The sequence below is a fragment of the Streptomyces sp. NBC_00249 genome (assembly GCF_026342355.1).
Taxonomy (GTDB): Bacteria; Actinomycetota; Actinomycetes; order Streptomycetales; family Streptomycetaceae; genus Streptomyces.
This window is the reverse complement of the sequence record NZ_JAPEMV010000001.1, coordinates 868,849-889,457: the sequence shown is the minus strand read 5'-3', so window position 1 is coordinate 889,457 and position 20,609 is coordinate 868,849. Positions and strand designations below refer to the sequence as shown.

Here is a 20,609-nt window from a genome sequence, read left to right as displayed (position 1 = left end):
CTGACGACCCTTACAGGAACAACCTTGTCCGGTTACCGTCCGTTCATGACCCCCACACTCGCCCAGCTCCGCTACCTCGTCGCCGTCGCCGACTGCCGGTCCATCACCGGCGCCGCCGCCTCGGTGTTCGTCGCCCAGTCCGCCCTGTCGAGGGCCGTCCAGGCCATGGAACGCGACCTCGGCGTCGAACTCCTCGCACGCCGGGGAAGGGGGGTGGACCTCACACCCGAAGGGGCCCGGGTCGTCCGGCTGGCCCGCACCGTGCTCAACGCGGTGGAGGCCATCGACGACATCGGAATCCCGCACGGCAAGGACGCCCACACCACACTGTCCGTCGTCACCACCCCCACCCTCGCCCTCGACCTGGCCACCGACCTCGTCGCGGACTTCACCGAGCGCTACCCCGGCATCGAGGTCAGACTCCAGCAGTACGACAGCCGCGAGACCCTCGTCCAGGAACTCATGCAGGCACGCGCCGAGTTGGCGCTCGTCGACCTGCCGGTCGACAAGGAGCTCTCCACCCACCACATCCAGGAGCGTGAAGTGGTGCTGATCTCACCCATCGGCTCCCGGCTGCCGCACCCGGTGCCGTTCCGCATGCTCGACGGGCTGCCGATGGTGCTGCCCACCCCGGGCACCGGACGCCGTACCGAGATGGAGGCCATGTTCAGCTGCCTCGGCGTACGCCCCGTCCCCTCCCTGGAGGTCGACGAACGCCTCGCCTGGGTGACCGGCGTGACCGACGGCCGCGGCTCCCTCATCTGGTACCGCGACGTGGTCGCCAGGGCCTTCGGCAGCCGCGCCGAGATCCGCTCCTTCACCCCGCCCCTGCTGCGCCCGGTGGGCATCGCGCACGCCCGCAGGCCGCTCAGCCGCGCCGCCCGCGCGTTCATCGCGCACGCCGGACGCAAGGCACCCGTACGCGAACCGTTGCGCTGAGCGGGGCGCCCGTACGGCCCGGCGCCGGATCCGGGGCGGGGCGGGGCGGGCGGGCGGGCGAGCGTGCGTGCGGTGCATGCCGCCCCGGCATCGAACCATGCCGGAGCGGGCCGCGGCGGGGCCTGGTGTCATCGGCCGACGCCACCTCACATGGTGCGCATGCCCCGACTCCTCACACCCCCACGGGCCGCCGCCCTCGCGACCGCGGCCCTCGCCACCGTCCTGCCCGCCCTCGCCTGGACGGTCACCGCCACCGCCTCGCCGGCCGCCACGGCCACCCCCGCGGCCCCCGCCGCCCAGGTGGGGGCCCTCGCCCCGGAGAAGAAGTGCACCCTCCCCGGCGGCCTGGCCGAACAGAGCGGCCTCGCCATGAGCCGCAGACACCCCGGCGTCTTCTACGCCGTCAACGACAGCGGCAACACCAACCAGGTCTTCGCCATCGACTGCACGACCGCCACCGGCCGGCTCGTGGCCACCTTCACCGTCTCCGGCGTCGGCAACACCGACTGGGAGGGCCTGGCGATCGGCAAGGACGCCTCGGGCGGCCCGGCCGTCCTCGTCGGCGACATCGGGGACAATTTCAGCGGCCGCGCCGAGATCACCGTGCACAGCTTCCCCGAGCCCGAACAGCTCACCAACGCCTCCGTGACCCCGGTGACCTACCGCTTCGCCTACGCCGACGGCAGGCACGACGCCGAGTCCCTGCTCGCCGACCCCCTCACGGGCCGGATCCACGTCGCCAGCAAGCTCATCGGCGCCCCCGGCCAGCTGTACCAGGCCCCGCCGGCGCCCGTGACCGGACAGGTCAACACCCTCACCGCCGTCCGGCCCGGCCCCGTCTTCGCCACCGACGGAGCCTTCTCGCCGACCGGGGCCTCCTACACCCTGCGCAGCGGCGGGCCGCTGGGCGCCAACACCGCCTCCGTGTACGACACTTCGGGCACCAAGCTCGCCGACGTCGCGCTGCCCGCCCAGTCCCAGGGCGAGACGGTGACGTACGCCGACTGCGCGAACCTGCTCGTCGGCTCGGAGAACGACACCCAGATCTGGCGGGTCCCGCTGCCCCCGGAGGCCGCCCCGGGCTGCGGCACCACCCCGACGCCCACCCCGACGCCCACCCCGACCCCGACCCCGACGCCGACGCCCACCCCGACCCCGACGCCCACCCCGACCCCCACGCCCACTCCCACCCCCGGCGGGCTGCAGTTCACCGGCCCCGGCCCCCAGACGTGCCGGATCGGCCAGTCCTGCACCGTCCAGCTCACCACCACCGGCGGCCGGGCCCCCGTCCGCTTCGCCGCCACCGGACTGCCCTTCGGCCTGACCCTCGACAACTCCTCCGGACGGATCACCGGCAAACCCTGGGGCAGCGGAACGGTACAGGTCACCGCCACCGCCACCGACTCCACCGGAGCCACCGCCGGCACCCTCTTCCCCCTGACTCTCAACTGGTTCTGAGACGGGCACGGGGCGGGCTTGTACAAGCCGCCCCCGAAGCCGCACTGTTGACCGAAATCCGTCCATCAGGTCAGGAGAGCCGGCTTGTCGTCCCACATCTCACCCGCCCCGTCCGCTCCGGACGCCCCGCACGTGATCGACCCGGCCGGCGGCTGCCCGCACGCCCTCAACGCCCGGCTGCGCGCGCGGGGCGCCGTGGCCGAGGTCGTCCTCCCGGGCGGGGTGCCCGGCGCGGTCGTGCTGGGGCACGACGCGCTCAAGGAGTTCCTCTCCCACCCCGAAGTCGGCAAGGACGCCCGCCACTTCCCGGCCCTGCACGACGGCACCATCCCCGCCGACTGGCCGCTGCGCGTCTTCGCCAACGCCCAGGGCATGCACACGGCCGACGACGCCGACCACCGGCGCCTGCGCTCCCTTGTCGGCAAGGCCTTCACCGCCCGGCAGGTGGAGCGACTGCGGCCCCGCGTCGAGGAGTTGACCGGGCAGCTCCTCGACGACCTCGACCGCGCCGCCGCCGAGTCCCCCGACGGGGTCGCCGACCTGTACGAGCACGTCGCGCTGCCGCTCCCCATGAACGTCATCTGCGAGCTGCTCGGCGTGGACCCCGAGCACCGGGGCCGGCTGCACCACCTCACCAACACGGTGATCATCGCCACGGACGTCACCCCGGCCGAGAAGACGGCCGCCCTCCAGGAACTCGTCGCCCTCATCGGCGCGATCGCCGCCGCCCGCCGCCAGGCCCCGGGGGACGACCTCACCAGCGCCCTGATAGCCGCCCGCGAGGGCGACGGCGACCGCCTCAGCGAGGTCGAACTCATCGGGACCATGCGGCTGATGCTGGTGGCGGGCCACGAGACCACCCTCAACCTCGTCGTCAACGCCGTCCGCGCGCTGTGCGCCCACCGGGACCAGCTCGCCCTCGTCCTGGAGGGGAAGGCGACCTGGTCGGACGTGGTCGACGAGACCCTGCGCTGGGACACCCCCGTCAGCTGGTTCCCCTTCCGTTACCCGACCCGCGACCTGACCGTCGAAGGCACCGTGATCCCGCAGGGCACCCCGGTGCTCGCCGGATACACCGCGGCCGGCCGCGACGAGGCCTTCCACGGCCCCGACGCCGACCGCTTCGACATCACCCGCCCCACCGCCGCCCGCCACCTCGCCTTCGGCCACGGAGCCCACTACTGCATGGGCGCCCCGCTGGCCCGCCTGGAGGCCACGATCGCGCTGGAGGGGCTCTTCACCCGCTTCCCCGGCCTCGACCTGGCGGTCCCGGACGCCGAACTCCCGTACCAGCGCAGCTTCATCAGCAACAACGTCCAGACCCTCCCCGTCCGCCTCACCCCGGACCACCCCGCCCGCTGACCCGCGGCCGCCGCCGGGCGGGCGGCTCAGCCGCCGCCCGCCGGAGCGGGTGGGGAGACCTCGGTGCTGAGCCAGCCGAGCGCGTCGGGGTACATGCCGCTCCAGGTCTGGAAGTTGTGGCCCCCGGCCGGGCGGACGAGGGTCTTGACCCGCACCCCGGTGCCCCGGGCCGCCTCCGTGAAGGCCGACAGCTGCTGCGGCGGGCTGTCCTTGTCCTGCGCCGAGGTCGCCAGGAACAGCCCGACGTCCGCCCGCTTCGCGTGGCGGACCAGCCACAGCGGGCTGTTGCGTTCCCGCAGCGCCGGATCGGGCAGCACCTCGGGGTCCCCCGTCAGCGGATCCGGGTCGAGCGCCGCACCCGCGCGGAACACCTTGGGGTACTGGAGCGGCAGCTTCGCCGCGCAGTAGGCGCCGGTCGAAATGCCCATCAGCCCCCACCCCTCGGGCTCGGGCAGCGTCCGGAAGTTCTTCGCCACCAGGGCGGGGACGTCGTCCGCGAGCCAGGTGGCGACCTTGCGCGCCGGGGTGTCGCTGCAGTCGGTGTTCACCCCGCCCGGATAGATCTCCGGGATCACCAGGACGAACGGATGCGCCGCGCCCAGCCGTACGAGCTGGTCCAGCCCGCCCGGCATGGATCCCAGGTCGAGCCAGGAGCGCGGCGTGCCCGGATAGCCGTGCAGCAGCATCAGCACCGGGAACCGGGTCCGGTCCGCGCCCGGCGCGTCGTACTCCGGCGGGGTCCACACGATCACCTGGCCCGCCAGCTTGGAGTGGCTGCCCCGGAAGTAGGTGCTCAGGGTGCCGTCCGCGGCCCGCGTGAACGTGGCGCGGCCGACGGGCGGGCCCGTCATCGACGAGGCGTCCGCCCCGTTCCCGGTGCCCAGCAGGTCGTCCCAGGAGGCGTAGAGCCCGTAGCTCCCGTTGATCCAGGTCGCGACGACGCAGATCGCCGTCAGCTGGCACAGCCCGATCATCAGCACCCGCGCCGCCCACCGCACCGGCCCGGGCCCGGGGACGCGGTTCCACAGGAGCAGCGCGAGGAGCACGGCGAGCGCCGTGACGGCGATCAGCGTGACGAGGAACGACGTACTGGTCAGCTCCACGGCGTCGGCTCCTGACGTACGGAGAGCGGGTGATGTCCTTATATCCCCTCCCCGTGCCCCGCGCCCGCCAGCCCGCGGGCCGGGCGCGGCGCGTGTCGCGGCGGAGCCGGGCCGGCCGCGTCGGTTCCGCGTCACCGCGGCCGTACGCGCACCGTGACGGTGTGCAGGCCCGTGGCGCCGTCGGGAAGGACCGGCGTACGGGTCTCGGGCTGGACCGCGCCCCGGCCGTCCGTGGCACGGGCCTGCAGGACGTGCCGGCCCGGGGGCGCCTCCCAGACCCACACCCACTGCCGCCAGGTGTCGTTCCCGTCCTCCGCGCCGAGCCGCGCCTGCTGCCACGGGCCGCCGTCCACCCGTACCTCGACCCGGGAGATCCCACGATGCTGCGCCCACGCCACCCCGGCCACCGCCACCCGGCCCGCCGCAGGCTCGGCGAGGGGGCGCGGGGTGTCGATCCGGGACTGCGTCTTCACCGGTGCCCGCGCGGCCCAGGACCGCCGCACCCAGTACGCGTCGTACGCGGAGAAGGTGGTCAGGCGCAGCTCGCGCAGCCACTTGCAGGCGGACACGTACCCGTACAGGCCCGGTACGACCATCCGGACGGGGAAACCGTGCGCGAAGGGCAGCGGTTCGCCGTTCATGCCGACGGCCAGCAGTGCCTCCCGCCCGTCCATCACCGTCTCGACGGGCGTGCCCAGCGTCATCCCGTCCACCGACCGGGCCACCAGCTGGTCGGCCGGTCCGCCCCGCGACGGCGGCCGCACCCCCGCCTCGCGCAGCAGGTCGGCGAGGCGTACGCCGAGCCAGCGGGCGTTGCCGACGTACGGGCCGCCGACCTCGTTCGAGACGCAGGCCAGGGTGACGTCGTGCTCGACCAGCGGCCGGGCGAGCAGCTCCGGCAGGGTCAGGGTGAGGGGCTGGGTGACGCCCTCGCCGTGGATGCTCAGCCGCCACGTGTCCGCGTCCACGCGCGGGACGACCAGGGCGGTGTCGACGCGGTAGAAGTCCCGGTTCGGGGTGAGGAAGCGGGCGGTGCCCGGCACCCGCAGGTCAGCGCCGACGGGCACCGGCGGCGCCGGCACGGCCGGGGGCGGCAGGACCAGGTCCGCCCGGGAGGCGGTGGCCCCGGCCGCGCCGTGGGCGCCGAGCCGCCGCCCCGCCAGGCCGGCCACCGCCGACACGGCCACGGTGGCGGCCACCAGCCGGCCGAAGCCCCGCCGGTCCATCGGCCAGGTCCCGGCCGGCCCGCCGCCGGCCGGGCGGCGCCGGTTCAGGGCCGTGACCAGCAGGTACAGCACCGCCGCCGAGACCGCCCCGCCGAGCAGCGAGGGCAGCGCGTCCGTCCAGCCGGCCTCCGGCCGGCTGAGCGCGGCCACCGCCCCGAGGACCCCCACCGACCCGGCGAGCGCGATGCCCGCGCGGGGGCGGCGTACGGCGAGCAGCCCGGCGGCGACGGCGAGCGCCGCCAGGACGGCCACGATGCCGAGGGTGAGGACCAGCTTGTCGGAGGTACCGAAGGAGCGGACGGCCCACTCCTTGACGGCGGTCGGCGTACGGTCGACCACCGCCCCGCCGACGGCGGTGAGAGGGGCCGCCTCCGGCCGTACGACGGCCGCCGCCAGCTCGGCGGCCGCCAGCCCGGCGAACGCGGCAGCCAGCCCGCTCAGGGCCGCGGCTGCCCTGCGGGGCTTCGGGTCTGCCTTCGTACGGGTCACGCGGAGCCGCCCTTCCGGAATCCCGCCCTCCCCCAAGGGTCCGCCGCCCGGCCCCCCACGGCCAGCACACCCACACCGCTGCGCGGGGCCCCTCCCCGCCCCGCCCTTCCACCGTTCCCGCCTCCATCGCCGGCGCGGCTCCAAAACCCTGGGGCTCCGCCCCGGACCCCGCGCCTCAATCGCCGGCGGGGCTGGATGTGGCCGACGCGGCCGTTCGGGTGCAGCTCCGTTGCCGGGCCGGGCCAGGCCCGCCGAGGGGGAGTGCCCGGAGGGCACTTCCAGCCCCGCCGGCGTTCGAGGCGCGGGCGCGGAGCGCCGTGTGGTGAGGTGCGCCTGGCGCGAAGGCGGGAGCGCCCACGGGGTCGGGCGTGGCCCGGCTGCCGGTTCGCGGCGGCGGGCCACGCTTCGGCCGGGGAGACGGGAGCGTTACGCCGGCCGTGGCGCCGGAAGGGGGAGGAGGAGCAGCGGCTTCGTCGTCGGGGTGGGGGAGCCGCCCGACGGTTCCACGGTGACGCCGACGGCGGTGGCTCCGCTCACCGGGCCCGTCAGGGGCGCAACGGCGCCGGGGCGGGTCGGGTCCATCAGGCCGGCCGGGCGCATGCCCCCGCCCGGGTCGGCGAGCCACAGCTGGTACACCCGCCCCGCCGGGGGCGGCGCCATGCCGGACGGGACGAACACCGCCCGGTCCAGAGCCCGGGACACCACCACCGAGCCCGTACCGCCGACGGCCAGCCGCGCGTCGGGCGCCGCGAGCAGTTCCGTCAGCGCGGCCGACCCGGCCCGCGCCTGCCGCGCGTCCTGCCGGGCGGTGTCCGCCAGCCGGTACTGCCAGGCCGCGACCCCGCCGAGCCCGACCGCCGCCGCGACGCACGCGGCCAGCGCCCACCGCAGCCGCGGCCGGCCGCCCGCGCCCGCGGAGGCGTGCCGTCGCCGACCGGCCGGTACCTCGCGGATCCGCCGCAGCACGGCCTCCCGCAGCTCCGGCGGCGGCGGGACGGACACGGCCGCGCCCAGCAGGGCCGCCGTCTCCGCGAGTTCCCGTACCTCCCGGGCACATTCCGCGCAGGTCGCCAGGTGTGCTTCGAAGGCGGCCCGCTCCGGCTCCGGCAGGGCGTCCAGGACGTAGGCCCCCGTCGCCTCGTGCACGCTCTGCGCACTCATCGTCCGCTCACCCCGAGACAGTCGCGCAGCCGCAGCATCCCGTCCCGCAGCCGCGTCTTCACGGTACCCAGCGGCACCGACAGCGCCTCGGACACCTCGCGGCAGGTCAGGCCCCGGTAGTAGGCCAGGGCCACCGACCGGCGCTGGATCTCCGTCAGCGAGCCCAGGCAGCGCCGTACCCGCTCGCGCACCCGGTCCCGCTCGTCCCGCGCCAACGCCTCCTCGCTGACCTCGTCGAACTCGGGGAGCGCCGCGTCCAGCCGCGCGGACCGCCGTTCCCGGTCGGCCGCCGCCTGCGCGGACCGCACCCGGTCCACCGCCCGCCGGTGCGCCATCGTCAGGACCCAGGTCCGTACGCCGCCCCGGTCGGCCCGGTAGCGGCCGGCGGTGCGCCACACCTCGACGAACACCTCCTGGGTCACCTCCTCGGCCTGGGCCCGGTCGCGCAGCACCGCGCACGCCGTGCCCAGCACGGCCCCGCTCACCGCCTCGTAGACGGTGACGAAGGCCGCCTCGTCGCCCTCGGCGACGCGCCCGAGCAGGACGGACAGTCCCTCCTCGGCCCGCGTCGTGTCGTCCACGGGCCGATCCTCCTTGATCCGCACCCGCTCGCACATCCCCGTGCACCTCCCGGTCCGCCCCGCCATCGGCTGACGTCAGCCATGAGTCGCCGCCGCCCCGTCGGACCGCTCCCCGCCGCCCCGGTGCTCGGCAGGCGCCGACGGCCGGCGTTTGCGCAGTTCCACCAGCCCGTCGAGCGAGGTCCCGAGCCGCTCCCAGAGGCCGCCGGTCCCGCCGTCCGGCGCCTCGGTCTGCGGCCGCTCCTGCTCGGTCTCGGACATCTCGCTGCGCTCCTGTCGGCCGCTCGGCCCCGTGGGCGTCGGAAAGGGGCGGCCGCCGAATCGTTCCGGCGTGCCGCCCCTCCGTAAGTCCGGGCCAGTCAACCCAGCGCCCCGCCTCACCGGGCTCCGCCCGCCCCGATCTCCCCCGGACGGGTAGGGCGATTCCCCCGGGAGGGTGGCACCGGCCGCGACACGCGGGCGCGGACGGGACGGGTGGTGTAGGTCAGCCGACGGGTGGTGTACGTCAGCCCGTGGCGGCCGCCGGCAGCGCGGCGGCCACCCCGGCCGCCAGCGCGTACGGGTCACCGGCAGGCCGCGCCGGATGGCGGGTGGTGCGCCGCGCCCACTCCTCCTCGAAGGCGTACCAGTCGACCGCCTTCGGGGCGGTCCCGCGTTCCAGGGCCTCCTCCAGGGTGCCGAAGTAGACCTCCCACCGCCGCGCGTACAACTCCGAGACCAGGCCGCTCCATTCGCGGTTGGCGTAGTCGTGCAGGAATCCGCCCTCGCTGGTGCTCCGCCGGCCCCACACGCTCAGGACGGAACGGGCGTCGTACTCGTAGCGGTCCTTCTCGGCCTCGTCCGCGCCCCAGGAGCGGGCCGCTTCCAGCCAGTGGCCCAGCAGGAAGTTCGGGTCGGATCCGGTGAGCGCGTCCAGCCGCTCCTCCCCGCGCTTCCACTGGCCCGTCAGTTCGCGCAGCAGGGGCAGGTCCTTGGCCTCGTAGGCCGCCTTGATCTTCGGCAGCAGCACCCGCGAGTGGTTGGCCAGGGCCTGCCGGGCGGTGTCGACCAGGTCGTACCGGTAGGCGCTGGAGCCGCGCAGTTCCGGCGCCACCCGCAGCAGGTGGTCCAGGGCCCGGCGTACCGAACCGGCCGGGTAGCGCATCGACTTGGGGCTCCAGTACGCGGCCCCGGTCGCGGTCAGGGACGGCCGGGCGGTGAACAGGCTGTCCTGGGACTCCGACCACAGCCCCGAGGAGGTGCTGTACGGCCCCTTGCGCAGCTCCTCCCAGGCGGCCGCCGCCTCCGGGTCGGACCGCCCGTACCGGCGGGCCGCGAAATCGGCGAACCAGCGCCGCTGGTCGACCGGTTCGGCCTCCCAGGCGAGGTCGGTGAACAGGTCGAAGGCGGCCGGGTTGGTCCCGGCGGCCTCCGGCAGGTAGGCGGTCCCGGTCAGCGCGCTGCCGCTCTTGGCCCGCCACGCCCCGAACCGGTCGATCCACACCGAGGTGTTGGCGCCGGTCGTGGTGTGCCCGCCGAAGTTGTAGATGCTGCCCATCGCGTACGGGGCCCCGCCCCAACGGGTCTCGCGGTCCAGGCGGTTGTACCGGTCGGACAGCCCGTCCAGGATCAGCAGCCGCGAGGTGTCCACCCCGGAGAGGAGTTCCGCCGTCGGGTCGTCCTGCCAGCCCAACACCGCCCACAGGGCGCCCGGGTGGGCTTCGTCCAGGGCGCCCTGGATCGCGGCGGCGGCGGCCTTCACGTCGACCGTGCCCGTCTGCCCGCCCTCGTGCAGCGGGCTCATCCGGTACATCGCGCTGTCCCCGAACAGCGCCCGCTGCTCGGCGTAGTAGGCGGCCGCGAGCCGCCGGAACACCGGTGAGGCCGGGTCGAGCCAGTCGGGCCGGTCGAAGCCCGCCCAGTCGCCCTGCGCGACCGTCGTCGCCCCGGGGTTGCGGGCGGCGAACCCGGGCGGCACGGTACCGAAGTAGCCCGGCAGCACCGGGGTCATGCCCAGGGAGCGCAGCTGGTCGGCGATCCGCCCGCCCAGCGCGGCGCGTTCGCGCATCAGCCGCTCGGAGACCGGCCCGCCGAAGCCGCTCAGGTTCTGCAGCAGCCACCAGCTCTGGTGACCGGGCCCGGGGATCCAGGAGCGCAGCTCCTCGGCGGAGTAGCCGAAGCCCTGGAGCGCCCGGTGGTACGGGTACTCGGCGCCCACCTGCACGAACACTTCGTTGACCCCGTGCAGGGCGAGCAGGTCGATCTGGCGCCGGTGCTCCTCGAAGGAGCGGTACGGGCCCGCGTACCCGTCGTCGGTGTCGTTGAGGGCGTACCGGTGCGGGACCAGCGCGCTGCGGGTCACGGGCCGGGGCACGGCGGGCAGGGTCGCGGGGAGCATCCCCAGGCTGTCGCCCGGCCAGCCGATGTCGACGCCCGCGACGTGCTGGAGGTACCAGCCGACCCCCGTGAGCAGGGTCGCGCCGGTGGACCCGCTGACGGTGACCGCCCCGGCCGTACCGGAGACGGTGAAGGTGTCCGCCCCGGCCCCGGGGTCGGCCACGAGCGTGAACTGCCGTGCGTGGCGCGGCAGCAGCCGCTCCAGGGAGGCCCGCGCGGCCGCCACGTCGACGACACGCGGCGGGGGCGCGGCCACCGCCCGTACGCCGCCCCGTACGCCGGCCGCCGAGCCCGGACCCGGGGCGGGCCCTGAGCCCGGCCCCGCGAGCGGACCCGAGCCCGGCGCGGCGGTCCCGGGCGCGGCGGTCCCGGGCGGGGCCGCCGCGCAGACCAGTGTCAGCAGCGCGGCGGGCAGCGCCAGCAGCGCGGGGTGCGGTGCCCGGCGGCGCCGGGGGCCGGCCGGTGGGGTCGGGATGCTCATGCGCGTGCCCCCTCAGACCGGCAGGGACCAGGCCTGGTCGGCCCGGTGGTCGCCGCAGTCGGTCAGCCGCAGCCGTTCGGCGGGGGTGTCGGTGCCCGCGGGCGCGGCGGGCGGCGCCGTCAGGCACAGTCCGCTCGCCTTCTCGACCAGGGCTCCGTCGCGGTGGTGGCTCCAGCTCTGCCCGGCCTGTCCGGCCCGGTCGGCGGTGACGCAGTGGTCCAGCTCCACCCGGCCGTCCCCGGCCGAGGCCAGGCACTTGCCCTCCAGGTGCAGCCGTCCGCCGTCGAGGAGGGTCCAGCGCTGGTCGGAGCCCGCCGTGCAGGCGGTCAGGACGACCGCCCCGACCCCGGTGGTGCTGGCCCCGTCGGCGCAGGCGGCGCCGAGGCCGTTGATCTGCCCGGTGGGCACCGCCCCGGCGCAGCCGTCGCGCGGGGTGAGCCGCCACACGGCGGTGTCGTGGGCGCCGAGCCGGCCGGTCAGCGCGTCGGAGACCTCCGTACGCCGCCCGCTCCACAGGTCCTCGGCGTCCACGGTGCAGGCGGGCAGCCCGATGTCGGCCAGCGGGACGGAGATGTCCCGGGCGGCGCCGGAGCGGTTGAGCACGGCCACGGCCCGCTCCCCGCCGGCCAGCGGGCGGGCCAGCACCTCGAAGGTGGCGTTGGAGGAGACCACGGCGCCCTGGCGGCCCAGCGGGTCCTGGTCCAGCTCGATCAGGTCGGTGTCACCGAGCGCCGCGAGCCCCTCCGGGGTCAGCCGGGAGACGTCGGAGGACAGGATGAAGGGGGCCGCCATCATCGCCCACAGTCCGACCTGGCTGCGGCTCTCGGCGGCGGTGAGGCCGGGGGAGCCGGCGATGAGGAAGTCGGGGTCGTTCCAGTTGCCGGGGCCCGCGTACCGGCCGAGCCAGCGGTTGTAGCCGTAGTTGCCCATGACCGAGCTCCAGCGGGAGGTGGCGGGCGCCGTGGGCTTGTAGACCTTGATGTCCTTGCCCTCGCGCCACAACTGGCCGGTCTCGCCGACCCAGTCGAGGACCTTGTGCCAGTCGGCGCCGCCCCACTCGCCCTGCTGGAAGTAGGCCGGCGCGGAGGCGGAGAGCACCATCGGCCGGCCGCTGTTGCGCAGTGCGCGGGCGACGGAGTTGTAGGCGTCCCGGTAGGCCTCCTCCTTCGTCTTCCCGGGCGGCACCCACAGGTTGCAGCCGTCCATCTTGACGTAGTCCACCTTCCAGGAGGCGAACTGCCGGGCGTCGCGGGCGTAGTGGTCCGGGCCGCCGCCCTCGGGGGAGCCGCTGCCGGGGTAGCGCTCGCAGGTGAGGGAGCCGGCGTCCTCGTAGATGCCGAACTTCAGCCCCTTGGCGTGCAGGTACTCGCCGAGCCAGGCCATGCCGTGCGGGAACTTTTCGCTGTCGACGACCAGATCGCCCCGCGCGTCCCGCTCCTTGCGCATCCAGCAGTCGTCGACGGTCACCGTGTCGTACCCCTTGGCGGCGAGGCCGCTGGAGACGAGGGCGTCGGCGTTGGCGACCACCTTGGCCTCGTCGATGTCGCACATGTAGTGCGCCCAGTTGTTCCAGCCCATGGGAGGGGTGAGCGCGAGGGGGGTGTCCCAGGTGGCCGTCGGCTCGGCCGCGGCCGGGGCGGGACAGAGTGCGAGGGCCAGCAGGGCGGCCGCGGTGAGGCAGGGGATCGACGCACGCGGGCGAGGCGGCACGGGGTCTCCTAGACGTGGGGGGCGAGGAGGGGTGAGGCGTGCGCTCAGTGCAGCGGTGCGACTACCCGCTGTCAACATAAGTCGATAGTTATGGCTCAATGACCAGCAATATGGCCGTAGTCGATGTCACACCAAAGAGGAGATACGCCGTATGTGACGGTGGCTGATACGCTGTATCTCATGCCGAGAAGATCACCCGCCCTGGACCGGGCGACTCCCGGGGCCATCGCCCTCGCCGCCCTGCGGATCATCGACGAGGAAGGCCCCGCGAGCCTGAGCTTCCGCGCCCTCGCCGACCGCCTCGACGTCTCCCACGCCACCGTCCAGCGCCGCTGCACCGACCTCGCCGGCCTGCTGGACCTGTGCACCGAACACCTCGCCGCCCAGCTACCCGACATCCCCGCCGGCACCGACTGGGCCGAGGCGACGGAGCTGCGGTTCAGCGCGTTCTACCGGCTGCTCACCGCCCACCCCGGACTGCTCGTCCTGCGCGGCGGCCGCCCCTGGCTCGGCCGCGAGCTGCTGGCCCGCCTCGCCGAGCCCGCGCTCGCCGACAGCGTCGCCGCCGGGATGACCCCCGTCGAGGCCATGACCGTCTACCGGCGGATGTACCTCCTCACCCTGGGCTGCGCCGCCTTCGTCGACCACCGCGACCCCGCCGGGGCCACCGCCGCCTCCCGCGCCGCGCTCGCCGCGCTGGACCCGGAGGCGTTCCCGGTGCTCGCCGGCGCCGGGGCCGACCTGCTGCCCCCGCTGACCGACCACGAGGTGTACTACGGCGCCCTGCGCCAGCTCATCCGGGCCGCCCGGCCCACCGCCTGACCCGCCGCCAGGCCCGCCGCCCCACCCCACGAAAGGCAGTCCGCCCATGGAACAGCAGCTCGACTACGCCGCCGTCCGCGCCGCCGCCGCCCGTACCGCCGGGGCGATCAGGCCCGCAGCCGTCGTCCCCGCCGCCGAAGGCGTCTGGTACGCCCTGGAGTACCTCCAGCACACCGGCTCCTTCAAGGCGCGCGGAGCCCACAACTTCCTCGCCGCCCACCGTCAGGCCGGCTCCCTCCCCGACAGCGGGATCACCATCGCCTCCGGCGGCAACGCGGGCCTTGCCTGCGCCTGGGCGGCCCGGGCGCAGGGCGTGCGCGCCACCGTCTTCCTGCCCGCCACCGCGCCCCGCGTCAAGGTGGAGCGGCTGCGCGGCTACGGGGTCGACGTACGGCTCGTCGGCGACCGCTACGCCGAAGCCCTCGCCGCCTGCCAGGAGTTCGCGGCCACCAGCGGCGCCCTCCGCAGCCACGCCTACGACCACCCGCTCATCGCGGCAGGCGCCGGAACCCTCCTCGACGAGATCCGGGCCGGCCTGCCCGGCCTGGACACCGTCGTCGTCGCGGTCGGCGGCGGCGGACTGTTCGCGGGCGTGGCCACCGCCGCGCACGAACACGGCGTACGGGTGGTCGCGGCCGAACCGGAGCACTGCCGCGCCCTGAACGCCGCCCTCGAAGCCGGCCACCCCGTCGACGTCCCCGTGGCTTCCGTGGCCGCCGACTCCCTCGGTGCCACCCGGGTCTCCGCCGACGCGCTGGCCGCCGCGCGGCGCGGCGACGTCGAGTCCGTACTCGTCCCCGACGAGGCGATCACCGCCGCGCGGCGCGCACTCTGGGAGGAACACCGCATCGTGGTCGAGGCCGGCGCCGCCACCGCCCTGGCCGCCCTGCGCACCGCACCGCGCCCACTGGGGGAACGGGTCGCCGTCGTCCTCTGCGGCGCGAACACCGACCCCGGCGACCTCTAGTGCTGTGACCAGGCCCGTTGCCGCAACCACCCCACCCGTGGTACCGCAGGTGGGGTAACGCGGCATCGCCGACGGTGGAGCCGTGGCCGGCCGTGATGCGGAGGAGGGTCCTGTGCCTGTCGGTTACCTGTGGACCGTGGGGGTCGTCGCCGTGGGCACCCTGTGCGCCCTCGCCCCTGTGCGCCGCCCACGACCGCTCGCGGAGCTGAGCTTCCGCCTGGGCCTGGTGGTCGGCGAGCTGCCGTTCCTCGCCCTGGCCTGGCTCGCGCTCTGGACGGCGGTGGCCTTCACCCAGGGGGACGTCGACGCGCCCGCCGGCCGGGCGGCCGTCGCACTGGCCGCGCTCACCGCGGCGGGGCTCGTGCTCGTGATCCGGCGCGGACTGCGCGGCCGGGCGGTGATCGACGACGCCCTGGCCGAGGGCCTCGGCGCCGACTGGCGTGCCGCGACCGCCCCCGGCGTGACGCCCGGAGGGAAGGGCCGGCTCGCCCGTACCCTCCTGTGGCCGTTCCCCCACCGCCCCCGCGACGTCGTCCGGGTCGCGGACCTTCCCTACGGCCCCGCCGGCCGACGCCAGCGGCTCGACGTCTACCACCACCGCGCACGGCCTTCGGGCGCCCCCGTCCTGATCCACCTGCACGGCGGCGGCTACCGCGGGGGCCGCAAGAACAGCCAGTCCCTGCCGCTGCTGCACCGCTTCGCGCGCCGCGGCTGGGTCTGCGTCAGCGCCGACTACCGCCTCCGGCCGGAGGTCCGCCACCCCGAGCACCTGATCGACGCCAAGCGAGTCATCGCCTGGGTCCGCGAACACGGGCACGCGTACGGGGCCGACCCCGCGACCCTGTTCGTGGCGGGCAGCTCGGCCGGCGCCCACCTGGCCGCGCTCGCCGCCCTCACACCGGGCGCCCCGGCCCTCCAGCCCGGCTTCGAGACCGCCGACACCTCCGTCACCGCGGTCATCGCACTGAACGGCTACTACGGCCCCTACTTCGGCCAGGGCCCGGAGTCCTCGCCGTCGGCGCACATCACCGCGGACGCGCCGCCCTTCCTCCTGGTCCACGGGGACCGGGACACCGTCGTCCCCGTCACCGCCGCCCGCCGCTTCGCCGCCGACCTGCGGGACGCCTCCGTCGCCACCGTGGTGTACGCCGAACTCCCCGGCGCCCAGCACGCCTTCGACCTCTTCCACTCGCCGCGCTTCGAAGCGGTCGTGGACGGCGCCGAGGCCTTCGCGCACTGGGTGATCGCTAGTCCGGGACCCCGTCGCGTACGACGACCACCGTGCTGGCGGCGTACTGGACGACCTGCTGGCTCACCGAGCCCAGCAGCGCCCCCTTGATGCCGCCGTACCCGCGCGTGCCGACCACCGTCAGCTCCGCCTCCTGGGAGGCCTCCACCAGCACCTGCCCGGGCGAGCCCTGTTCGACGCGCCGGAACACCGGCACGCCCGGCGAGGTGCCCACGGCCTCCGCGACGGTGTCGGACAGCTTCCGCCGCGCCGCCGTCTCGGCGGTGACGAGCTCCTCCTCCCCGCCCGTGCCCACCGCGAAGGGATTGGTGTTCCACTCCCAGCTCATGACGGCGTGCACCCGCCCCCCGGTGGCCTTCGCCTGCGCGACGGCCCAGCGCAGCGCTTCCTTCGAATGGTTCGAACCGTCCACGCCGACGACGATCAGAGGCTCGACAAGCTCACTCACGGTGGGTTCCTCCCGTTTCATCCGGATCGTCCTTCCCTCCCTGTATACACGGCACGGGGGGCCCGACCACGAACGACGATCGTTGCGGCGACCGGAGACTTTCGAGGACAGCCCCCGCACCCCGCCCCCTGCCAAGGTCGGACACGTCAGCAGGAACCGCACGGTGCACGGAGGAGCAGGGTCATGGCTCAGCGCAAGGGATGTCTCATCGGCTGCGGAGTGGCGCTCGTCCTCGGTGTCGGAGCGCTCGTGGCCCTGCTCTTCGGCGTCGGAAAGCTCGTCGACGTGGCCGACAAGACCCTGCTCGACCCGAAGGTCTACGAGGCGGTGCGCGTCGGCGACGCGGAGAGCGAGGTCCGCGCGAAGCTCCCCTCGGGCGACAGCTTCGCCAAGAGCATTCTCAAGGACGGCGGCCCGGCCGAGCCCGCCGGCAGCACCTGCGCCTGGTACCTCTCCACCGCCGAGGGCACCGACAACGACGTGCTGCGCCTGTGCTTCAAGGACGGCAAGCTCGTCGACAAGGCCGAGTACCGGCTGAAGTAGGCCGGTGGGCGGGCCGGTCCGCCCGGAGGCGGACCGGCCCCGGTCTCACCGCCGGCCGGCGGGCCCGTCCAGCTGGTCCGCCGAGAGCGCCAGGCCCTCGGCGGCGACGGCGCAGCGGGCCGCCAGTTCCTCCACGCGGGCGCGGAAGGCGTCGGCCTGCGGGCCCTTCCAGTCCAGGCCCGCGGACGCCCCGCGCAGCCGCTCCGCGCGTTCGCGCAGCACGGCGGCCCGGCCGCGCAGACCGTCCGCCGGACCCTGCCGGTACGGACCGGTGGCGGGGTGGACGCTCACGACCGCTCCTTCCACGGGGCGAAGGCGTTGGTCACCCCGGCCAGCGCGGGCGCCAGTTCGGGGTGGTGGCGCAGCAGCACCGTCACCATCGAGTTCCGGTCGATCCAGCGCATGCCCTCGGCGGTGTAGATCTCCGGCCGGTAGTCGTTGGTGAAGAACCGGTCGCTCTTGATGCGGCGGCTGGCCATCAGGACGAAGATCCGGAAGAGCGTGTCGCTGAACCCGAAGCCCGCCGGGCGGGGTTCGGCGAGGTTCCCGACCAGCGTGTCGACCCGGTCGAGCCGGCCGTCGTAGAGCTCCCGCAGGAGCGGGGTGTCCCCCGGGTGGCCGCCGGTCAGCTCCTCGAAGGAGGTCACCGGGCGCTTGCGCAGCATCTGCCGGTAGGCGTTGTAGCGGGGGATGCCGCGCTCGCGGTCGCGCAGGATGTCCACGGTCCCGAGGTCGATGTGCTCGCCGGAGAGCCGCGCCAGGTTGCGCAGCGCGTCGGGGTGGTTGTGCAGGACCAGCGCTCCGGGGTTCGCGATGCCGAAGGTGTACAGCAGGTCGCTCGTACCGTAGGCCTCGACGGCCTTACGCGTGGTGGCGCCCTGCATGTCGTCGAAGCCGATCGCCTCGCGGGGAGCCCCGTGCCGGTGGTCGAGGACCGTGATCTCGTCGGGGATCAGCGGGTGCAGCCGGTACGCCGAGACGAACTCCTCCGTCATCGAGAAGGGCGCGGCGTGGTGCTCGGTCCGCGAGCCGCGGGACCCGCTGAGGGCCTCGCCGCCGATCCGGCCGAACGTCCGCGTCACCCAACGGGGCAGCAGACCCGACCAGTTGGCCCGCATCGCCTGGTGCACGACCGGGTGGTCGAGGATCCCGGGGGTCCACTCCACCGTGTGGATCTTCGCCATGAGCGCGGTGTTGACCAGCCGCGCCGTGTGGAAGAGCCGCTCGTCGTCCCAGGTGGGGTGGTGCGAACGGATCAGGTCGCAGATCGCGTTGTGCTCCTTGGCGAAGAGCGTGTGCAGCAGCGACAGACCGGCCCAGTAGTCACTGTTCATGCCCGTCGCGTCGAGGCACTCCTTGCCCGGCCGCGGATCGGCCGGCAGCCGGCCGTCCTCCAGGATCAGGTGCCCGCGCTCCCCGGTGCGCAGGGACCGGCAACGGGCCTCGTCGGAACCGTAGATCTGCGAGCCGTCCCACCAGTGGCTGACGGTGTTCTCGTACGTCGGCGGGGAACCGGGAGTGGTGTGCGCGACCGGGTCGGGGCGGGTGCGGTTCACCCGCATCGGGCACTGCGGCCAGTCGTCGTCCGCCGCGAGCGGCACCGTGAAGGGCTCGGCGTCCTCGTTGTCCCCGTGGTTGGCCCAGCCGTGGTTCTGGAACTGGATCCAGGCGGCGGCCAGCAGGTTCAGGGTCGGCGCCGGAGTGAAACCGCGCCGGGCCAGCAGCTGCCGGCTGACCTCTCGGGGACTCGGCGCCATCAGGGCCTCGTCGTCCTCCGGATAGGCCAGGGGCAGCGGCGAGTTGCGGTCCAGCCGGGTGCCGACCCGGCCCATGTCCACGTCGTACGGGTCGTAGCCGGAGCCGTCGTACGAACGGTACGGGGCCAGCTGCGGAGTGGGGCGCCGGTCACGCTCGCCGCCCGCGCCGAAAGTGTCGTGGAGGTTCTCGCGCCGCAGGTCCTCGCGGATCACCGCGAGGTTCAACAGGCCGATAGGCCCCGGCAGTTCGTACCATTCGCGGCTGCGGTTGAGCCGGGCGAACGCCGCGGACTCCAGCCGCTCCAGCAGGCCGGGAGGCCCCTCGGGCCGGGCCGTCCGGGTCCGCCGCGCGGCCTCGGGCAGCGCCTCGCCCTCCGGCACCGCGGGGCGCGGGACGGTCGGCGGGATGTCGGTCGTCCTGGCGGCTTCGGCCGTACCGGGGGTGTCGGTGGTACCGGTGGTGTCGGTCATACGGGGTCCTCAGCGGTCGTGGAGGGTGAAGAGGTGCGTGCCGGTGACCCGGCCTCGGAAGGCGGAGAGTTCGGAGTCGACGTGCGCCCGCGCGTGGGGCACGTCGTGCTGGAGGTTGTGCGCGTACCGCTCGGCGGCGTGGCACAGCGGGAAGGCGTGGGTGTCGTCCGTCCACGTGAACTCGGTGAACTCGGCGGGCAGCGCGTACGGAGACACCGCCGAACGGCCCTCCAGGCTGGGCACGATGTCGTGCTCGTTGACGAGCGACAGCACCTTGGTGCGCGGATCGGCGGCCCGCTTCGTGTCGATGGGCGAACCGATCGCGACCACGTGCGTCACCCGGTACAGGGCGTTGAAGTCGCGGCTCGCCGCCAGGTTCATCGCGGTGATCCCGCCCTGGCTGTGCCCTACGAGGGCCAGCTCGGCGCCCGAAGGAACCAGCTGGCGCAGGGCCCCGCTCACGGCCCGCGTGTACGCCGTGTCGGTGCCGCCGACGGCGTTCAGCGCGCCCACCAGGTCCTGCGGGCTCTCCTCGTTGAACCCGCGCGCCATCCCCGCCAGTTGGACGACGAAACGGTGCGCCCCGTCCGGCCCCGCCACCCGCTGCACCAGCAGCAGGCCGCGGGTGCCGATACGGCCGATGTTGCGGACGTAGCCGACGATGCTCCCCGAACCGTCGAGGCCCTGGAGCAGCTCCGGCGACGGCGTGTGCGGCTCGGCCCGGCCGCGCCCCCGGTCCAGGAAGGACCAGACCGCGCCGCTGATCCCCAGGAAGTACTCCGAGGTCAGCTCCCGGCCCGACGAGATCTGCCAGCCCGCGTTGTCGTTGAAGGGGTTCTCGTCCGTCAGCGCGTTCCAGGCCATGATGTCGGCGAAGCACGGCGCGAGCAGGGCGAGGGCGTACTCGGCGCCCTTCTCCGTCAGCAGCCCCTTGAACACCCGGGCCGCCTCGGCCTGGCGGTCCTCGTCGAGGGCGGCCAGCACCCGGGACGTGGTGGGGTTGGCCAGGAGCTCGGGATGGCGGACCGACGCGGCCCTGATCCGCGCCTTCAGACCGAGCACGGCGAGACTGACGGCAAGACTCTCCCGGCTGGTGAGGACCCCCGCCAGCCAGACGGCCCCGGCCAGCGGGCTCGGGCCGTGCGGAGCCCAGCCGAAGCCCCGGGCATCCATCAGGGTCCTCAGCAGGGTGCGCCGGGCGAGCCGCGAAGCGCGCGGCCCGGCCACCGCGAGCGGTAACCCCGGACCGAGGGCGATCCCCGAGGCGTACCGCGAGGCCTCACGCACGGCGTCGGCGGCCTCGGCGAGTTCGCGGCACAGGTGGTGCAGGGAAGTGACGTCCGGTTCGGACACGAAGACGCTCCTCTTCTTCTGGGGGAGGCTTCGCCTCCGGGGCGCTGGATGCCGTGCTCTCAGCCCGTCCGTGCTCGAAAACCGCTCGTTCCTCGCGGTTTCCTCCGCGCGCA

The 20,609-nt window shown here is 74.7% G+C and carries 18 protein-coding genes; 7 read left to right on the top strand and 11 right to left on the bottom strand.

Going from position 1 to position 20,609, the window contains the following annotated elements; genetic code table 11:
• Positions 1 to 45: 45 nt before the first annotated feature.
• The 3 genes from OOK31_RS03950 (at position 46) to OOK31_RS03940 (ending at position 3,759) form a co-directional block, all read left to right on the top strand.
• Entirely contained in the window at positions 46 to 939 is an 894-nt protein-coding gene (locus OOK31_RS03950; RefSeq protein ID WP_267010911.1) for a LysR family transcriptional regulator, read from the top strand.
• A gap of 159 nt (positions 940 to 1,098) precedes the next feature.
• The gene (locus OOK31_RS03945; RefSeq protein WP_267010910.1) at positions 1,099 to 2,397 is read left to right on the top strand and encodes an Ig domain-containing protein; all 1,299 of its coding nucleotides are present in this window, start codon (positions 1,099 to 1,101) and stop codon (positions 2,395 to 2,397) included.
• 84 nt (positions 2,398 to 2,481) lie between these two features.
• A complete protein-coding gene (locus OOK31_RS03940) occupies positions 2,482 to 3,759 on the top strand; it encodes a cytochrome P450 (protein ID WP_267010909.1) in 1,278 nt (425 codons plus the stop codon).
• A 26-nt stretch (positions 3,760 to 3,785) separates the two neighbouring features.
• On the opposite strand, the gene OOK31_RS03935 is transcribed toward OOK31_RS03940, so the two are convergent.
• The 7 genes from OOK31_RS03935 to OOK31_RS03905 form a co-directional block, all read right to left on the bottom strand.
• Positions 3,786 to 4,862 carry an esterase family protein gene (locus tag OOK31_RS03935; RefSeq protein WP_267010908.1) on the bottom strand — a complete coding sequence of 359 codons (1,077 nt, stop codon included), beginning with the start codon at positions 4,860 to 4,862 and terminating at the stop codon, positions 3,786 to 3,788.
• A 131-nt stretch (positions 4,863 to 4,993) separates the two neighbouring features.
• On the bottom strand, positions 4,994 to 6,577 hold the full coding sequence (locus tag OOK31_RS03930) for a molybdopterin-dependent oxidoreductase (RefSeq protein WP_267010907.1): 1,584 nt from the start codon (positions 6,575 to 6,577) through the stop codon (positions 4,994 to 4,996).
• A gap of 426 nt (positions 6,578 to 7,003) precedes the next feature.
• Complete coding sequence (locus OOK31_RS03925; protein WP_267010906.1) at positions 7,004 to 7,738, bottom strand: anti-sigma factor; 735 nt, start codon at positions 7,736 to 7,738, stop codon at positions 7,004 to 7,006.
• Positions 7,735 to 8,319 carry an ECF RNA polymerase sigma factor SigK gene (sigK, locus tag OOK31_RS03920; protein WP_267010905.1) on the bottom strand — a complete coding sequence of 195 codons (585 nt, stop codon included), beginning with the start codon at positions 8,317 to 8,319 and terminating at the stop codon, positions 7,735 to 7,737. Before sigK ends, OOK31_RS03925 begins: the two co-directional genes overlap by 4 nt.
• A 75-nt stretch (positions 8,320 to 8,394) precedes the next feature.
• Positions 8,395 to 8,580 (bottom strand): hypothetical protein, encoded by a 186-nt coding sequence (locus OOK31_RS03915; protein ID WP_267010904.1) that lies wholly within the window; start codon positions 8,578 to 8,580, stop codon positions 8,395 to 8,397.
• Positions 8,581 to 8,824: 244 nt separating this feature from the next.
• The gene (locus tag OOK31_RS03910; protein ID WP_267010903.1) at positions 8,825 to 11,176 is read right to left on the bottom strand and encodes an alpha-N-acetylglucosaminidase; all 2,352 of its coding nucleotides are present in this window, start codon (positions 11,174 to 11,176) and stop codon (positions 8,825 to 8,827) included.
• A 12-nt stretch (positions 11,177 to 11,188) separates the two neighbouring features.
• Positions 11,189 to 12,886 carry a ricin-type beta-trefoil lectin domain protein gene (locus tag OOK31_RS03905; protein ID WP_267010902.1) on the bottom strand — a complete coding sequence of 566 codons (1,698 nt, stop codon included), beginning with the start codon at positions 12,884 to 12,886 and terminating at the stop codon, positions 11,189 to 11,191.
• 180 nt (positions 12,887 to 13,066) lie between these two features.
• On the opposite strand from OOK31_RS03905, the gene OOK31_RS03900 reads away from it, so the two are divergent.
• The 3 genes from OOK31_RS03900 (at position 13,067) to OOK31_RS03890 (ending at position 16,014) form a co-directional block, all read left to right on the top strand.
• Complete coding sequence (locus OOK31_RS03900; protein WP_267010901.1) at positions 13,067 to 13,708, top strand: TetR/AcrR family transcriptional regulator; 642 nt, start codon at positions 13,067 to 13,069, stop codon at positions 13,706 to 13,708.
• A 46-nt stretch (positions 13,709 to 13,754) separates the two neighbouring features.
• Positions 13,755 to 14,675, top strand: coding sequence for a serine/threonine dehydratase (locus tag OOK31_RS03895; protein ID WP_267010900.1), 921 nt, complete (start codon positions 13,755 to 13,757; stop codon positions 14,673 to 14,675).
• A 112-nt stretch (positions 14,676 to 14,787) separates the two neighbouring features.
• Positions 14,788 to 16,014: an alpha/beta hydrolase gene (locus tag OOK31_RS03890; protein WP_267010899.1), complete on the top strand. Its 1,227-nt coding sequence runs from the start codon at positions 14,788 to 14,790 to the stop codon at positions 16,012 to 16,014.
• On the opposite strand, the gene OOK31_RS03885 is transcribed toward OOK31_RS03890, so the two are convergent.
• The gene (locus OOK31_RS03885) at positions 15,923 to 16,372 is read right to left on the bottom strand and encodes a universal stress protein (protein ID WP_267010898.1); all 450 of its coding nucleotides are present in this window, start codon (positions 16,370 to 16,372) and stop codon (positions 15,923 to 15,925) included. The genes OOK31_RS03890 and OOK31_RS03885 overlap by 92 nt on opposite strands.
• Positions 16,373 to 16,555: 183 nt before the next feature.
• Here OOK31_RS03885 and OOK31_RS03880 point away from each other — a divergent pair, with 183 nt between their 5' ends.
• Positions 16,556 to 16,915, top strand: coding sequence for a hypothetical protein (locus tag OOK31_RS03880; RefSeq protein WP_267010897.1), 360 nt, complete (start codon positions 16,556 to 16,558; stop codon positions 16,913 to 16,915).
• A gap of 45 nt (positions 16,916 to 16,960) precedes the next feature.
• Here OOK31_RS03880 and OOK31_RS03875 read toward each other — a convergent pair whose 3' ends face one another.
• The 3 genes from OOK31_RS03875 to OOK31_RS03865 are packed head-to-tail and all read right to left on the bottom strand — an operon-like array spanning position 16,961 to position 20,496.
• A complete protein-coding gene (locus OOK31_RS03875) occupies positions 16,961 to 17,206 on the bottom strand; it encodes a hypothetical protein (protein WP_267010896.1) in 246 nt (81 codons plus the stop codon).
• Positions 17,203 to 19,143, bottom strand: a complete 1,941-nt coding sequence (locus OOK31_RS03870) for a peroxidase family protein (RefSeq protein ID WP_267010895.1) — start codon at positions 19,141 to 19,143, stop codon at positions 17,203 to 17,205. The genes OOK31_RS03875 and OOK31_RS03870 overlap by 4 nt, the downstream gene beginning before the upstream one ends.
• A gap of 9 nt (positions 19,144 to 19,152) precedes the next feature.
• Complete coding sequence (locus OOK31_RS03865) at positions 19,153 to 20,496, bottom strand: hypothetical protein (RefSeq protein ID WP_267010894.1); 1,344 nt, start codon at positions 20,494 to 20,496, stop codon at positions 19,153 to 19,155.
• Positions 20,497 to 20,609: the final 113 nt, after the last annotated feature.

Coding starts and splice junctions, on each gene's coding strand:
- OOK31_RS03950 (WP_267010911.1), top strand. CDS start 46: ATGACCCCCACACTCGCCCAGCTCCGCTACCTCGTCGCCGTCGCCGAC.
- OOK31_RS03945 (WP_267010910.1), top strand. CDS start 1,099: ATGCCCCGACTCCTCACACCCCCACGGGCCGCCGCCCTCGCGACCGCG.
- OOK31_RS03925 (WP_267010906.1), bottom strand. CDS start 7,738: ATGAGTGCGCAGAGCGTGCACGAGGCGACGGGGGCCTACGTCCTGGAC.
- OOK31_RS03915 (WP_267010904.1), bottom strand. CDS start 8,580: ATGTCCGAGACCGAGCAGGAGCGGCCGCAGACCGAGGCGCCGGACGGC.
- OOK31_RS03910 (WP_267010903.1), bottom strand. CDS start 11,176: ATGAGCATCCCGACCCCACCGGCCGGCCCCCGGCGCCGCCGGGCACCG.
- OOK31_RS03900 (WP_267010901.1), top strand. CDS start 13,067: ATGCCGAGAAGATCACCCGCCCTGGACCGGGCGACTCCCGGGGCCATC.
- OOK31_RS03895 (WP_267010900.1), top strand. CDS start 13,755: ATGGAACAGCAGCTCGACTACGCCGCCGTCCGCGCCGCCGCCGCCCGT.
- OOK31_RS03880 (WP_267010897.1), top strand. CDS start 16,556: ATGGCTCAGCGCAAGGGATGTCTCATCGGCTGCGGAGTGGCGCTCGTC.
- OOK31_RS03870 (WP_267010895.1), bottom strand. CDS start 19,143: ATGACCGACACCACCGGTACCACCGACACCCCCGGTACGGCCGAAGCC.